The organism is Paraburkholderia sp. SIMBA_054 (assembly GCF_046534875.1).
GTDB classification, from domain to species: Bacteria; Pseudomonadota; Gammaproteobacteria; order Burkholderiales; family Burkholderiaceae; genus Paraburkholderia; species Paraburkholderia hospita.
The window spans coordinates 107,345-121,440 of record NZ_JAWRXV010000016.1 but is presented as its reverse complement, the minus strand read 5'-3'; the positions used below and the strand labels follow the sequence as shown (position 1 = coordinate 121,440).

The following is a 14,096-nucleotide window of genomic DNA, read 5'->3' as shown; positions in this document are numbered from 1 at the left end:
TGCCATCGCCACTGCCTCGACCGACTCAGCCAGCCCCTGGCAACGCATACGCCCCGAGCTTGCACATCGCCGCCATTTCCGGCGAAATAGCGCATCCCCAACACCCGCGCATGCATACAAGCCCATGATCTCCTTCGACACCGACGGCCACCGCTTCAACTTCCGCGCCGTCGCCGTCATCACGACAGGCGACCGTGTCCTCCTGCACATGCTGGAAGGCGACGAATACTGGTCGTTGCCAGGCGGCCGCGTTGAGGCGGGCGAGGAGGCGGCTACGGCCGTCGCGCGCGAGATGCGCGAGGAACTGGATATCCAGGTGAAAGTGGGGCGCTTGCTCTGGATCGTCGAAAACTTCTTCACGGGTGGTGGTCGTCCACATCACGAAGTCGGCCTGTACTTCGCCACCGAAGTACCGCCCGACGCCCGCATCCTCGATTTCTCCATGCGCCACGCAGGCAACGAGCAGGGCCGCAAGCTCGAATTCTCGTGGTTCAACCGGCACGAACTGGCAAGCATCGACGTGCGCCCCGCATTCCTGCGTAACGCGCTCGCGCAGGACCCGCTTCAATTCGCGCACGTCGTCAGCCGCGATAACGCACCCGCAGAAAGTGCCCGAAAGGGGAAGAGTTGCGTGAGCGCTTGTCGCGATCTTGCGTAGCCCTTTCTCCCGCTGTCATGACGCCTACGATCGCTAAGGCTTGACGAACTTGAGCGTCATGCGATCCGATTCCCCGATTGCAGCAAAGCGGGACTTGTCGACGTCACCGCCTTGATAACTGGGCGGCAGCGACCACACGCCGTGCGGATAGTCCTTTGTATCTCTCGGATTCGCGTTGATTTCGCTGCGCGCAACCAGAACGAAGCCGGCTGCTTGTGCATGCTCGATGACGAACGCTTCAGTCACGTAACCGGAATCGATCATTTGTTGCACAGTCGTTCCTGGCCGTGCGCGGTGCTCCTCAACGCCAAGTTCGCCGCCATGCTTCAATGCGCCGTTGAACGCGCGCAGGTTCGCATCGAATTGCCCGTCCTTGATCCAGTTGTGGATGTTTCTAAACGTGAGCACACGGTCGAATCTCTCATTCGCGTCGAAGCCGTTGAACTGGCCTGCGTGCAATGTGCCGACGACGACGTTCCCGTAAACCAATGGAGCGTTGGCGAGCTTGCGCCGATAAGCAGCATCGGTCGCGCTGTCTTCTGCAGCGAGATCGGCGGATGTGCTGAGATATTGCGCCTCGTAAAGCTGCCCCGCGTTGCGCAAGTAGGGCGCAAGTATGTCTGAATACCATCCTCCTCCCGGGGCGATCTCCAACACCGCCTGCGTTGGACCGAGGTCAAAGAACTGCAGCGTTTCTTTCGGATGACGGTAGACGTCGCGCGCACGCGCCTGACTGCTACGCTGCGATCCACTGATGGCGGCATCGAGCGACGTGGCGCCGGAACCTTGCGATTGCGAATCACGCGATGAGTTTTGCGAATCCAGCGACGAGGACGCGCAGCCTGTCAGTGTGAGCATAAGAAAGGTGGCGGCAATCGTGACTGCGCGTGCGCGGTCATGGCGAGTAGCGTACATGGAATCGATTCAGGTTTGAGATGCGGGATACGATACGCGGTTCTTGAGCTATCTGCTTCCCGGTCATTTTCGCCGCTCGCGCGGCGGTGTGCGCCTGCCAGCTTAATCACAAGCAAGCCACCTCGCGCAACCGATGCGAACGCACAACACTTCATAGTGGTCGGCAGGCTTACAGTCGCTTACTATCCCGTCTCCACAATAAAACGCTAACCCGGCGCGAATCGTTGAGACCACTCATGAACCCTGCACGGCAATTCGTAGTTCCGTTGATCGCATCATTGTTCGTTATCGGCCTCGCCGCGAATACCGCCCATTCAGCGGAACCGGCATCGGATGCCGCGCCCGACGCTGAAGTGGACATCTCCAAAAGCCACGAAGCCTCGACGAGCGATCTTCACAGCGACCTCGGTGAATTCTGTTTCTTCGCGCGCCTCCCGCCCGCCAGTCAGAAATACAAGGTCATCAAGAACATCAAGATCGGCAAGGGCTCGTACGGTAGCGTTCAGGACATTCTCCCGAAGATGGCGGAGTACGCCCAACTACGAGGAGCAGACGCAATTGTCGAGTACAACGGATCACAGCGCTTCGGCTTCTGGCCTTGGCGTATGGTCCGGCCCGTCGTCCGTGGCGTCGCGGTGCAATGGACTGATCCGAAGCCTTCCAATTGCGAATCCATCGGCGGCACAAAGCTGAGGACGATACTTTCCTCGGGGCAGCCGCCCGCACAGTAACAAAAGCAGCCTTCTCGTGTGGGCGTACTGCGGCCGTTCCTACGGCAGAAGTCACTGCACGACGAACGGCAGAAGGCGGCGACCCGATGCAGACAGTCATCATCCTGCAAACTGTGCGGCGCGTCTCGGAGTGCAGCGGACATTCGAGGGATGAGGTCGTCGGAGGATTCTCGGCCGAAGCTCGATTGCGTCACCCAGCGACAGTGGACGGCATTTCAGCTGCGGCTATCGACGCACTGATCGACGAGTATCGAGCGGGTGTCGCCATAGCCACCCGAGATTTTCCGATGGACGTGGCCGGCGCGGTGTTCGTCGGCATACCCAGCCTGAAGAAGATACTCGCCCCGTAAGCCGTCAATGAAGTTGGCGATGAAATTGCGCAGTAAAAGTTGTCAGTGAAAGTAAGCACCAAAGATGCGGCACATCCAGTGGGCTATGCTAACGTCGATGTGAATAACTGAAGTAGTTTCTGACAATTAATGAATAGCTTTGATTCGTCTATCGAGACATATCTGTCCAACATACACTTCAGTCATTTCGCGACCCGATCCATAGAATCCATCGCCGACCTTTACACCTTCAAAGGCCTCGTACTGATTCCCGTCCTGTGGTGGATGTGGTTTCAGCAGGACGAGCGCCGCGAATGGCGGCGAGAAATGGTTCTCGCGACGCTTCTCAGTGGCCTCGTGGCGCTCTTCGTCGGAAGGCTGCTCACCCATTGGTTGCCGTTCCGAGTGCGCCCCATCTATAGCGCCGAACTGCATCTGCAGTTTGCAGGTAGCGATATCAAGGAAGCACTGCTGACAAGTTGGAGTTCCTTCCCAAGCGATCACGCGATGCTATGGATGGCGGTCGCCACCGGCATCTTCCTCGTGTGGCGCGGAGTCGGTGCGCTGGCGATTCTCTATACCGTGCTATTCATTTGCGTTCCGCGCGCCTATCTCGGCTTTCACTACCCAACCGATTTGCTGGTGGGCGCTGCTGTGGGGATCGGAATTACCTATGTCATGACGCGAGATGCGATCCGCGTGCGCTACGCGACTCCGGCGCTGCGATGGATCGAACGCTGCCCGGGGCCTTCAGCGATGCTGGCCTTTATTCTGTGCCTCGAACTCGTTACGCAGTTCGACGAACTGCGCAAGCTGGCGAGCGGTGTGCTCAAAACGCTATGAACCACGCGTTGCGGTGCTGAAAGCGTGACGGTGGTGGCGCCGCCCGAGCGAGTGATTTTATCGAAGCCAGGTTCGTCGACGCGACACGCGTCGTTGTAATCGAAACGGCCGCTCAGAAAGCGGAGCAGTCGCATGAATGTCCATGTGACGGTCTAGATGAACGGCGCCTCATGGCCGATAGTACTCGCGCAGTAACTGGTGAATTGGCGGCCGCACGGGCCCCATCGAACTGCTGCGGCGTGTGGCCGGTAAGCGCAGCGCCAGATCTCGGTTTTGCTCGGAGATATCCGTCGTTGCCGGCGTGTGCGCGGGGTCGGCACGCACCGCCGACTTGAACGTTCTTCGGGCATCCTGAGCGAGCAGCGTACGCAGAGAGACGTCGCCACGCCGGTCGATCTGCCCGAGCCGGATCCAGCCAACGTTCGCCGCAATTGTAGATTCTGGCCGCGGGCAATCTCCACAGTGCTCCAGCGCCACGAGTCATCTAGTGAGTAATGCCGGCTTGGCCCTATAAAAATTAAATTACACGCAAACCTTTGCGTCGCCCGCCGCAGGGTTTCTCACCCTACAGTAACGCCCAACCGCGCCGTAATGCGAGATGCATAGGCGCGAAGTTTGTTGTCCTGCGCTATCCGGGCCGCGTCTTCCACGACACCCAATGGCTCGAACCCCTGCTCGCGCACAACAGGCGACAACTAAGGTCCAAATATGAATCTCAACACTCTGTCGGTAAAGGCAAAGCTCACGGGGGCTTTCGGCGTTCTTGCCGCCGTCGTCTTGATCGTGTCGGGCATATCGCTGAAATCGCTGAACGACGCCAACGACCGGTTCGCAAGTTTTCTGTCGGGCGTCAACGCCCGCGCCAATATGGCTGCGCAGGTTCGAACCGCGGTTGACCGGCGCGCGATTGCAGCGCGCAACATGGCGCTGGTCACCACGCCGGGCGATTTCGAGGTGGAAAAGGCCGCCGAAGCGCAGGCCCAGATAGAGGTGCAGTCGAACCTCGCGAAGCTCAACGAGATGGTTGCGTCCGCGTCCGATGCGACTGAAAAAGCCCGCAGCCTCGTGGGCGAAATCAACCGGATCGAGGCCGCGTATACACCCGTTGCCAACGCGATCGTTGGCCTCGCCGTTGCGAACAGGCGCGACGAAGCGGTCAAGAAGATCAACGACGACTGCCGGCCGCTGCTCGCCGCGCTGGTCAAGGCATCGAACGACTACGCGGAGTACACGCGTAGTCGTGCCGATGATCTGGTTCGCGAGTCGGAGGATCGTTATGCGACGCAGCGGAACCTGCTGACGGTGATTTGCCTCGCCGCCGTCGCGATGGCGATCGTGGCGGGCCTCGTCATCACGCGGGGCTTGCTGCGCGCCCTTGGTGCCGAGCCAGCCGAACTGGGTGCGGTCACGCAACGCATCGCGGCGGGCGATCTGAGCCCGGTCGCGGGGGCGAAGAGCGCGCATTCCGGGAGCGTGCTCGCCTCGATGGGTGACATGCAGGCAAGTCTCGTCAGTCTGATCGCTCAGGTCCGCACCGCGGCAGACAGTATCGCGACTGGCTCCAGCCAGATCGCTTCGGGCAACGTCGATCTTTCGTCACGGACCGAACAGCAGGCTGCGTCACTGCAGGAAACCGCCTCGAGCATGGAAGAGCTGACCTCGACGGTGAGGCAGAACGCTGAGAACGCGCAGCAGGCGAGCTCGCTCTCCGCCAATGCATCCGAAGTGGCGCTCAAGGGCAATGAGGTGGTCGGACAGGTCGCCGGCACGATGGGCGAGATCAGCGCGAGCTCCACCAAGATCGCGGATATCACCGGGATCATCGAAGGGATTGCCTTCCAGACCAATATCCTGGCGCTGAACGCGGCCGTGGAAGCGGCGCGGGCGGGTGAACAGGGCCGCGGGTTCGCGGTGGTCGCAAGCGAAGTGCGCAGCCTCGCGCAGCGCTCGTCCAGCGCGGCGAAAGAAATCAAGGATCTGATCAACGCTTCCGTGCAGAAAATCCAGGACGGTTCGGTGCTCGCGAACGAGGCGGGAAAGACGATGTCGCAGGTCACACAGGCCGTCGCCCGGGTGACCGACATCATGGGGGAAATCGCCGCTGCGTCGACCGAACAAAGCCGGGGTATCGAACAGGTCAATCAGGCCATCACGCAGATGGACGAAGTCACGCAGCAGAATGCCGCGCTGGTAGAGGAAGCGGCGGCGGCCTCCCGATCACTCGAAGACCAGGGGCGGCAGCTTAATCAGGCGATTGCGTTCTTTCGTCTGGATGCCGGTGCCGATTCGCCTGTAACGAGCGCAAGGGCCCCCGCAGCCAGTCGCCCGGCGCCCACGCACGCCATCCGCACGGCCGACGGCCCGCAAAGCCACAGCGCCCGAGAGGTAGGCTCCGTTTGCGGCAACGCGGTGGCGTACTACGGTGTTGCCCTGGTTTTGAACCGCCTGCCCGATAGCGCGACAATCCAACAAAGACAAAGCACGTCAGAGCACTGTACGCCGATGGTCCCCCCTTAATCTAAAAGGACGAGAACATGCGTCAATACCTCTATCTTGCGGCGTTGCCCGCCGCCTTCGTTGCCGGCATGTTTGCATCCCATCTTGGCACGCCGGCGCGAGCCCAGCCGTCAAACGCGCCGCTAACGGCGCAGATCGTCGACCTGGCGGCCATGACCGATGCCGATCTTGGCGCACAGATTCCGAACATGGGTACCTTGCGTTCGAAGGGACTGGTAGTCACGCCGAGCGGGACCATCGCAGTGCAGAGCGGTAACGTACCCAAGCATACGCATCGAGGTTCCGACGAAATCCAGTACGTGATTTCGGGAAGCGGCACTTTCTGGCTGGGTAACGAACAGCGTCAGATTCACCCTGGCGACCTGATCATTATCCCGAAGGGGACGGTACATGCGGGGGCCGAGCCGACCAGCGGCGAATTCAAGGTCCTTTCTATCAAGCTGCCGCCGCAAGCTCCGGGCGATATGCAGATGGTTCCCTGACGTGTCGTCGATATCCGACGCTATCTGATGGTTATGGCTGTGCGAGCGGATGCTGGACCTTGAACGGCAAATGATCGGCCATTGCCGTCATTCGAGAACGGGCGCATATCAGGCGGCTACGTGGCGCCAGGAAACCCGCGTCTTCGTTAACTGACCTGCGGGCCGAAGGAGCGATGGAAGGGGGACACGGCCTCCGACGTCAAAGTGTGCGGGTAGCGCCAACGGATATCGCGTGCCTGTTGGGCGGTGGGCGTCATGAGGCATTTGCAGCACCCAGCCTCGCAAAGACAATTCCTTGTTTAATCAATGGCGTAGAGCGATACGACGAATTGGCACGTTGCATGCAATGTTGGTTTCAAGCCAGCGTTGCCTTGCGTCGAATAGCGTAGACGGCATCGGGAGGCTTCGAAACACCGGGCGCATCGGCGCCCGGTGTGGCTTCCGGGAGTTTCACATGCCGCTCGCTCGACTGCTCCTCTGCTTTATCCAGTGCTCGTTAGCGGCCGCGGTGCTTTTGCCCGCCGTCGCGGGCGCCACGAACCTGCCGGCCGCAACGCAACGCTTTGTATCCGGCACGCGCGACGCGGGCCCCAGCGATTCGGCCACGCCTCACGCACTGAAAGCGGGTATCGAGCGCCTGCGCGCCGGGACGTGGTGGGAAGCCAACCGCAAGATCCGCCCCGAACTCGCGCAAGTCGGCGACCTGATGTTCCTCCTGCCGCTTGCCGACAAGCAGCTCGAACCATCGTCGGATGCGATTGGCCGCGTGCAGCGCCTGCGCGAAGCGCTGCGCAGCCACCTGACGCGCGCACCCGCCGGCTGGGGCCGTCTCGTTGCGCAGGTGCGGGCAGAGCGCGCGAAGGCCGGCGATGCGTCAGCCGTGCTGCTCGCCGACGCGCTCGTCAATGAGGTCCGCTACCGCGACGGAACCGACGGCAGCTACTACGCGCCGGCACGGTTCTTTGCCGAAAGCGGCGTGTGCAAGGATTTCGCCGTCGCCAAATATCTGCTGCTGCGCGACGCGGGTTTCGACATCGCGCGGCTGCGTCTCGTGTCGCTCGCGCCGCGCTACAACAACACGCCGGACGACTGGCACGTCATCCTCGTCGTGCAGATCGACGGCGCGAGCGAACCGCTCGCACTCGATTCACCGAGCGCGCCGAACGCGAAGCGCGCCAGCGAGACGGCCAACGAAGCATCAGCTTCGAGCGGTCCGTCCGCGCTGCTCGGCGCGATCCTCGCCGGCCGCGAGCCCGCCGGCGCGGTGTTGCGCGCGCCCGCAGGACCGCTAACCGCGCCGCTCAGCCGATCGGGCCAGGCGCGGCGGCCGCTTGCGACAGTGTTCAACGAACAGGGCAGCCGGTCGTTCGAACGCGCCGCGCCGGGCGCGCTGCGGCGTGCGTCGGCGGCCGGGCGAAGCGCGAACGCGATGTATGTCGACGAGATGGGCGAGTCGTGGAAAGTCGACGGTTCCGCGACGTTTCCGAAGTGGCGCGTCGCCGTTGACCAGGCAGATGCGCGGGCGAAGCCGGGTCCGGCGGCAGGGCTGATACGCGTGGCGACACGCTGACTGAGGCGTGCATCGCGCGCCGCGCCCGACACCGCCGTGACCAAAAGAGCACCCCGAAGCGATCGACCCGCAGAACACGCCGAGGTGATCTATATCGCCTTGTGCTTCGATTCTTTTCCGCTGTGGGTTGCGCTAAGCGGTGCCGCGTCCTCAGCCGGGAGCACATTGGGACTTGCCTCGGCGCGCTTTCGCCACAAAGCCATGATCGGACATAAACCGACAACAATGAATTGCCCTGTTTGTGCTCACATCTAAGCGGTCGCCGATCTACACTGCTTTCTCCGAGCCCGCAAAAGGCTGCGCGCGAAACACTCCCTGGAGAAAAATTATGAAACTCGTTCAGCTCATCGTCGCTGCATCTATTTTGGTCCCGGCTGTATCTTCGTTCGCTCAGTCGACGCCGCCGGCGATGAATGACGACGTCAGGGCACAACTAGCTCAAGAAAAGACGACGTACCAATATTCGGATTCCAGCGATCGGAAGCAGGCTTCAATCAGTTATGCAAAACAGAGTGCGACGCTGCCGCACCAGATAACCGGAATGGACATGGGTCGTTACTCGCTATCAGTAGTGCGCCCTTCGTTTTGACATTGTCGATGACTACTGTGACGTCGCTGTCCCAGTCAGAGTCGAGGATATCGGCGACGAGGTTGTCGACCTTTACGTGTGGTGGACGGCGCTTGGCCACATGAGCGCTGTCAGCGGCAACAGGCCCAAAACCATCTATCCGACGCATCGAAGCGGACGTTCAGAATCAATCGAAACCCACTGTGCCAGGCACACATACGCCTGCTAGCTAGCGTCGTGCTGCAGATATTTGTGAGCGAACGCGATTGCCATGCTGCCCTCGCCGACGGCTGAAGCGACACGCTTGACAGGGCTCAACCTCACATCCCCACAGGCAAACACGCCAGGAACACTCGATTCGAGCAGGTAGGGATCACGGCTACAAGACCAGTGTCCCGCCTTAACGACGTCGTCCCCGGTGAGAACATATCCGCGTGCGTCACGAGCGATCTCCGTCGGCAACCACCCGGTTTCTGCATCGGCGCCAATGAACACGAACAATCCACCGCAGTCGTGCCGGCTTACCTCGGCGCTCGGCCCTTCGCGTATGTCGATCGATGTCAGATGGGTATCGCCGTATGCGCCGACAACTTCCGAACGCTGTTGCACCGCCACGTTTGACTTGCTGCGAAGTTGCTCGATCAGATAGCGAGACATGCTCTTCTCAAGTGAATCGCCTCGCAAGATGAGCGTCACCATGCGTGCATGATTGGCAAAGTACAACGCGGCCTGGCCGGCCGAGTTTCCACCGCCGATCAGATAGACGTCGAGTCCATGAGTCGCGTTCGCTTCGCTGCGCGACGCGCCGTAGTAAATTCCTTTACCGATAAACCGGTCGAAGCCATCGATCGCGAGGCGGCGCCACGTGACGCCAGTCGCGAGAATGATCGTTCGCGCATGGATGACGTCGCCTCCGTCCAGGTGAACGTTACGCCCGTCGACATCGATTCGATCGACAGATCGCGTCACCAGAATCTCGGCACCCAGCCGCCTTGCCTGCTGCAAGGCACGGCTCGCGAGTTCGTCGCCTGACACGCCGTTTGGAAAGCCGAGGTAATTCTCGATGCGCGAGGAAGTCCCGGCTTGCCCGCCTGGCGCTTCGCGCTCCACCACCACAGTGCGTAAGCCTTCCGACGCACCATAGACTGCCGCAGCAAGACCTGCCGGGCCACCACCGATGATCAACGTGTCGTATCCGGCAAGGTGGGGCTGAGTCTGCAGACCCAGTAACCCGGCGAGCTGGCGTGTCGCCGGCCGGCAAAGCACCGTCCCGTCGACCAGCCGCAACGCCGGGCAATCCTCCTCTGGCGGGCGAGTGCCAGGCCAGCGCGCTGGCAGTTCAGGCGCATCGGGCGTCATCCAGTCGCAGCTGATCTGGTTGCGGGCCAGGAACTGGCGCAACGCGGTACAAGCAGTGTCCCAGCGATTGCCGACAAGCGTCACGCGAGGCTTGGGCGGTTCGGCGGAGAGGCCCTGCAGTCCGCCGATGCGCTCGCGGGCGAGGGCGCCCATCTTCAACGCAACTTCCGGCGACGCAGCAGCGAGTGTGTAGTAGCGCTGAGCGTCAACGCGCATGACGCGCGAGGGCTCCGAGGCCCGATAGGCGCCTGGAAACGGGGAACTCAGCGCGAGCGGCACTTCGCCAAAGATGGTTCCGGGCAGTCGCCAGCCCAGTGTGCGCTCGATGCCGTCGAACGTCTTGATGACTTCCATCTTGCCGGCCAGGACGGCGTACAGCGCTCGCTCTCCACCTTCATGGACCGCGAATTCACCCGCGCACAGATGCAGGTCTGCGGACGTGTGCGCGAGATGTTCCAGCTCGTTGTCGGAGAGTGTCGAGAAGAGTGGAATCGCCCGGATGTCATCGATGGTGAGCATGGCTTCGTCCAAACAGAGCAGATGAGGTGAAGCTCGGTCCACGGACAGCAGGCAGACTCAGCCAGTATATGACCTCGCAAGGCAGACGCAAGGCCAGGCTAACTGCTCGCCGATGACAGATCGAAACGCTTGCGCTGCAGGAACCGGCGCACGGCCGGATCACGCGCAAGGCCGATCGCGAGGTCGTACGCGCAGAGCGATTCGGCCGTTGCGCCGGCACGCGCGAGCAGATCGGCGCGCGCGGCCCAGTACGGCTGGTAGTCGGCCAGCCGCGGATCGTCGGCATACGGCTCGAGCGCGTCGAGCGCCGCCCGTGGACCGTCCCGTTCCGCCAGCGCGAGCGCGCGGTTCACCGCGACCACCGGCGATGCTGCAATTGTGAGCAGCGCATCATAAAGTTGTACGATCTCGTCCCAGTTCGAGCAGTGCGTGCGGCAGCGGTGCACGTGTGCCGACTGCAGCGCGGCCTCGAGCTGAAAACGTCCAATCGCGTTGAACGCGTTCGCGCGACGCAGCAGTGCGTCGGCTGCGTCGATCATCGGCGCGTTCCATGTCGCCGGATCCTGAGCCGACAGCGGGACGTAATCTCCGGCCGCATCGCGTCGCGCGTCGCAACGCGCTTGTGCATACAGCATCAGCGCGAGCAGCCCCAGTGTCTCTGGCTCCTCGGGCAGCAGTTCGACAAGCAGTTGCGCAAGAAACAGCGCCTCACCGGTGAGATCGCGCCTCTCGGTATCGCCGCCAACCGGGTCGGTCCACCCTTCCGCATACACCGCATAGACCGCTTCCAGCACCGCATCGAGCCGGCTGGGCAACTCCTCGCGCTCGGGCACGCTGAACGGAATGCCCGCTTCACGGATCTTGTTCTTTGCCCGCACAAGGCGCTTGCTCATCGCCGCGGGTGACATCAGGAACGCGGACGCAATCGTCTTCGCTTCGAGCCCGAGCACCACCTGCAGCATCAGCGGCGTGCGGATCGCAGCCTCGAGCGCAGGGTGCGTGCACGCGAACAGCAGCGCAAGCCGCCGGTCGGGCAACGCGCCTGCTTCACGCTCGTCGATCTCGTCGGCGAGGATCGCGAGCTGGTTCACCACTTCGTCGCCGACGCGGCGATGGCGCGCGCCGTCGATCGCACGGCGGCGCGCGACCGTCATCAGCCAAGCTTCGGGATTCGCGGGGCAGCCGCGCTCCGGCCAATCGGCGAGGGCGGCCGCGAACGCGTCGGCCAGCGCGTCCTCGGCTGCGGCGACGTCGCGCGTGCGCATCGCCAGCAGCGCGACGAGCTTGCCGTAACCGCGGCGGGCGACCGCCTCGGCAATCGAACGCGCGGCGCCGTCAGCGTCACGGTCGCCGCCGGAGGGACTCATGCAGCGGACGGCGCATCGTAGGGGGCCGTCCAGACCGGGCGTACTTCCATGGTGCCGTACCCCGCGCCGGGACAACGTGACGCCCACGCGATCGCCGCGTCCAGGTTCGGCACGTCGATCAGGTAGTAGCCGCCGAGCTGCTCTTTCGAATCGGAAAAGGGTCCGTCAAGAACCTGCGGCTTGCCGTCGACGAGTCGCACCGTGGTGGCCGCGTTCGTGTGCTGTAGCCGGTTTGCGCCCGCCAGCACCTCCGCTTTTTTCAACGATTCGGTGTACGCCTGATACGCGGCGACGCCTTGCTGCCGCTCGCTGTCCGTCATCTGGTTCCAGCGGCCTTCTTCTGAATAGATCATCAACAGGTATTGCATATGAGCCTCCGTCATGAGGTTGAGGCGGGTGATTTCATCGGGCCGCCATCACAATGACGCGCGGGCCGCATGCTGACGGACAGGTTGCGTCGAAAAGTTGCGGACGGCACAGCCGCCTTACTCGAACCGACTAAAGTGTTCCACGCCTCACTGGATTGTTCGGTCTTCATGGCACACTCCCACAAGCAAGAGGAGAGTTTCATTTTGAAACCACGCTCGGGCGAAGGTAAACAATCGTGCCGGTTGTTGCCACGCAGCATTTCCAACCGGCGTGACTCGGCGGCTGGTCCCTGCCAACACCTGCTGGAAGGGTAACGGGGGCGTCTCGGCCGATGGCGTTGCAGGTGGCTTTCGTTAGAATCTGTTTTCGATTCGTTTATTCGTTTATTCGATTATTACCGGAGGCGAATGTGCCAGGTCTACTTCCCGATGTCGACCGCGAGGGGCTCCTCGAATATTCGGTCGTGTACACCGACCGATCAATCAATCATATGTCGCAGCTCTTTCAAGGAGTCATGCGCGATATTTCCGACGCACTGAAAAAAGTCTACAACGCGAAGTCGGCTGTTGTCGTCCCGGGCAGCGGGACTTTCGGCATGGAAGCCGTTGCCCGGCAGTTCGCGACAAACAAGAAGTGTCTGGTTATCCGCAATGGCTGGTTCAGTTTCCGCTGGTCGCAGATTTTCGACATGGGCAGCATTCCGTCTGAATCGATGGTGTTGAAGGCGCGTCCGGTCGAACAAGGAAGGCAGGCCGCATATGCGCCGGCTCCGATCGAAGAAGTGGTCGCTGCGATCAAGGAAAACAAGCCGGATCTGGTCTTTGCGCCGCATGTCGAAACCGCATCCGGGATGATGCTGCCTGATGCCTATTTGCGCGCGGTGGCTGACGCCGTTCATGCCGTCGGCGGCATGTTCGTACTGGATTGCATCGCCTCCGGTACGGTCTGGGTGGACATGCAGGCCAGTGGCGTCGATGTCCTGATCAGCGCACCGCAAAAGGGATGGAGCGCGTCACCTTGCTGCGGATTGGTCATGCTCAGCGCACTCGCTCGCGAAAGAATCGACTCAACGACTAGCACCAGTTTCGCTTGCGATCTTCGCAAATGGCTGCAGATCATGGAGGCCTACGAGAACGGTGGGTTCGCGTACCACGCCACGATGCCCACGGACAGTCTCGCGATACTGCGTGACGTCATGAAGGAAACTGAGGCATACGGCTTCGACAAAGTGAGAGCGGAGCAGCTTGAACTCGGTAAGCGTGTTCGCTCACTCTTGACTGGCGCAGGTTTCAAAAGCGTGGCGGCCGAAGGTTTTCAGGCTCCGGGTGTTGTGGTCAGCTACACGGATGATGACGGCATACGATCGGGGAAGAAATTCGCCGATGCGGGCTTGCAGATCGCGCCTGGCGTTCCTCTTCAATGCGATGAGGGTGAAGATTTCAAGACCTTCCGCGTGGGATTGTTTGGCCTGGATAAGCTGCATGATGTTGAAGGCGCGGTCGCCAGGCTCGCCAAGGCGTTGGATAGAATTCTTTAGAGCGGTTTTCCGGAGCGTGTGCGCATGGCTTGCTCTTGCCACTGCATCGGCATCGGCGGGAAGACTCCGGAGCCTGCCGGAATAGCTATGCGCACGATTCGGCCTTAGCTGACGTTCGTCTATCGGCGCGGCGAAGGCCGCTCAACGACTCAGGCCGGCCATTCATTGCGTGTCAATTTCGAATGGCAACTCCATGCATCGATCAATGGGTGAATTTGACCCGTATCGGACGTTGGGACCGTTGCGGAACCAAGGGCCGCTTCTGAAGATCTTCGAACCTTGCTTCGCTCCGGTTCACAACCAGAGCGGGCCACGCGATGTCATCTTCCGAT

At 61.6% G+C, this 14,096-nt stretch carries 12 protein-coding genes and 1 pseudogene; 9 read left to right on the top strand and 4 right to left on the bottom strand.

The window, feature by feature from the left end; translation table 11 throughout:
* The first annotated feature begins 124 nt into the window (after positions 1 to 124).
* Positions 125 to 658: an NUDIX hydrolase gene (locus SB822_RS20880; RefSeq protein ID WP_410855525.1), complete on the top strand. Its 534-nt coding sequence runs from the start codon at positions 125 to 127 to the stop codon at positions 656 to 658.
* Positions 659 to 691: 33 nt separating this feature from the next.
* On the opposite strand, the gene SB822_RS20875 is transcribed toward SB822_RS20880, so the two are convergent.
* The gene (locus SB822_RS20875; protein ID WP_410855524.1) at positions 692 to 1,573 is read right to left on the bottom strand and encodes a class I SAM-dependent methyltransferase; all 882 of its coding nucleotides are present in this window, start codon (positions 1,571 to 1,573) and stop codon (positions 692 to 694) included.
* 236 nt (positions 1,574 to 1,809) lie between these two features.
* Here SB822_RS20875 and SB822_RS20870 point away from each other — a divergent pair, with 236 nt between their 5' ends.
* The 7 genes and pseudogenes from SB822_RS20870 (at position 1,810) to SB822_RS20840 (ending at position 8,634) form a co-directional block, all read left to right on the top strand.
* The gene (locus SB822_RS20870; RefSeq protein ID WP_007740620.1) at positions 1,810 to 2,304 is read left to right on the top strand and encodes a hypothetical protein; all 495 of its coding nucleotides are present in this window, start codon (positions 1,810 to 1,812) and stop codon (positions 2,302 to 2,304) included.
* A gap of 86 nt (positions 2,305 to 2,390) precedes the next feature.
* Positions 2,391 to 2,654 (top strand): hypothetical protein, encoded by a 264-nt coding sequence (locus tag SB822_RS20865; RefSeq protein ID WP_410855523.1) that lies wholly within the window; start codon positions 2,391 to 2,393, stop codon positions 2,652 to 2,654.
* Between the two features lie 129 nt (positions 2,655 to 2,783).
* On the top strand, positions 2,784 to 3,476 hold the full coding sequence (locus SB822_RS20860) for a phosphatase PAP2 family protein (RefSeq protein ID WP_410855522.1): 693 nt from the start codon (positions 2,784 to 2,786) through the stop codon (positions 3,474 to 3,476).
* Between the two features lie 708 nt (positions 3,477 to 4,184).
* Positions 4,185 to 5,840 (top strand): annotated as a pseudogene (locus tag SB822_RS20855) (methyl-accepting chemotaxis protein); the annotation flags it as partial.
* Positions 5,841 to 6,010: 170 nt separating this feature from the next.
* Entirely contained in the window at positions 6,011 to 6,475 is a 465-nt protein-coding gene (locus tag SB822_RS20850) for a cupin domain-containing protein (RefSeq protein ID WP_318225993.1), read from the top strand.
* A 454-nt stretch (positions 6,476 to 6,929) separates the two neighbouring features.
* Positions 6,930 to 8,045: a transglutaminase domain-containing protein gene (locus tag SB822_RS20845; protein ID WP_410855521.1), complete on the top strand. Its 1,116-nt coding sequence runs from the start codon at positions 6,930 to 6,932 to the stop codon at positions 8,043 to 8,045.
* Between the two features lie 328 nt (positions 8,046 to 8,373).
* Positions 8,374 to 8,634 (top strand): hypothetical protein, encoded by a 261-nt coding sequence (locus tag SB822_RS20840; protein WP_410855520.1) that lies wholly within the window; start codon positions 8,374 to 8,376, stop codon positions 8,632 to 8,634.
* 204 nt (positions 8,635 to 8,838) lie between these two features.
* Here SB822_RS20840 and SB822_RS20835 read toward each other — a convergent pair whose 3' ends face one another.
* The 3 genes from SB822_RS20835 to SB822_RS20825 form a co-directional block, all read right to left on the bottom strand.
* On the bottom strand, positions 8,839 to 10,491 hold the full coding sequence (locus SB822_RS20835) for an FAD-dependent oxidoreductase (protein WP_410855519.1): 1,653 nt from the start codon (positions 10,489 to 10,491) through the stop codon (positions 8,839 to 8,841).
* A 98-nt stretch (positions 10,492 to 10,589) separates the two neighbouring features.
* Positions 10,590 to 11,858 (bottom strand): RNA polymerase sigma factor, encoded by a 1,269-nt coding sequence (locus SB822_RS20830; RefSeq protein ID WP_410855518.1) that lies wholly within the window; start codon positions 11,856 to 11,858, stop codon positions 10,590 to 10,592.
* A complete protein-coding gene (locus SB822_RS20825) occupies positions 11,855 to 12,226 on the bottom strand; it encodes a YciI family protein (RefSeq protein ID WP_007740648.1) in 372 nt (123 codons plus the stop codon). Before SB822_RS20825 ends, SB822_RS20830 begins: the two co-directional genes overlap by 4 nt.
* Before the next feature lie 410 nt (positions 12,227 to 12,636).
* Here SB822_RS20825 and SB822_RS20820 point away from each other — a divergent pair, with 410 nt between their 5' ends.
* On the top strand, positions 12,637 to 13,764 hold the full coding sequence (locus SB822_RS20820) for an aminotransferase class V-fold PLP-dependent enzyme (protein WP_410855555.1): 1,128 nt from the start codon (positions 12,637 to 12,639) through the stop codon (positions 13,762 to 13,764).
* The last annotated feature ends 332 nt before the right edge of the window (positions 13,765 to 14,096 follow it).

Bases quoted from the DNA above. Each gene is read 5' to 3' on its own strand.
- SB822_RS20845 (WP_410855521.1), top strand. From the start codon at position 6,930: ATGCCGCTCGCTCGACTGCTCCTCTGCTTTATCCAGTGCTCGTTAGCG.
- SB822_RS20825 (WP_007740648.1), bottom strand. From the start codon at position 12,226: ATGCAATACCTGTTGATGATCTATTCAGAAGAAGGCCGCTGGAACCAG.
- SB822_RS20880 (WP_410855525.1), top strand. From the start codon at position 125: ATGATCTCCTTCGACACCGACGGCCACCGCTTCAACTTCCGCGCCGTC.
- SB822_RS20870 (WP_007740620.1), top strand. From the start codon at position 1,810: ATGAACCCTGCACGGCAATTCGTAGTTCCGTTGATCGCATCATTGTTC.
- SB822_RS20850 (WP_318225993.1), top strand. From the start codon at position 6,011: ATGCGTCAATACCTCTATCTTGCGGCGTTGCCCGCCGCCTTCGTTGCC.
- SB822_RS20875 (WP_410855524.1), bottom strand. From the start codon at position 1,573: ATGTACGCTACTCGCCATGACCGCGCACGCGCAGTCACGATTGCCGCC.
- SB822_RS20830 (WP_410855518.1), bottom strand. From the start codon at position 11,858: ATGAGTCCCTCCGGCGGCGACCGTGACGCTGACGGCGCCGCGCGTTCG.
- SB822_RS20865 (WP_410855523.1), top strand. From the start codon at position 2,391: ATGCAGACAGTCATCATCCTGCAAACTGTGCGGCGCGTCTCGGAGTGC.
- SB822_RS20860 (WP_410855522.1), top strand. From the start codon at position 2,784: ATGAATAGCTTTGATTCGTCTATCGAGACATATCTGTCCAACATACAC.
- SB822_RS20840 (WP_410855520.1), top strand. From the start codon at position 8,374: ATGAAACTCGTTCAGCTCATCGTCGCTGCATCTATTTTGGTCCCGGCT.
- SB822_RS20835 (WP_410855519.1), bottom strand. From the start codon at position 10,491: ATGCTCACCATCGATGACATCCGGGCGATTCCACTCTTCTCGACACTC.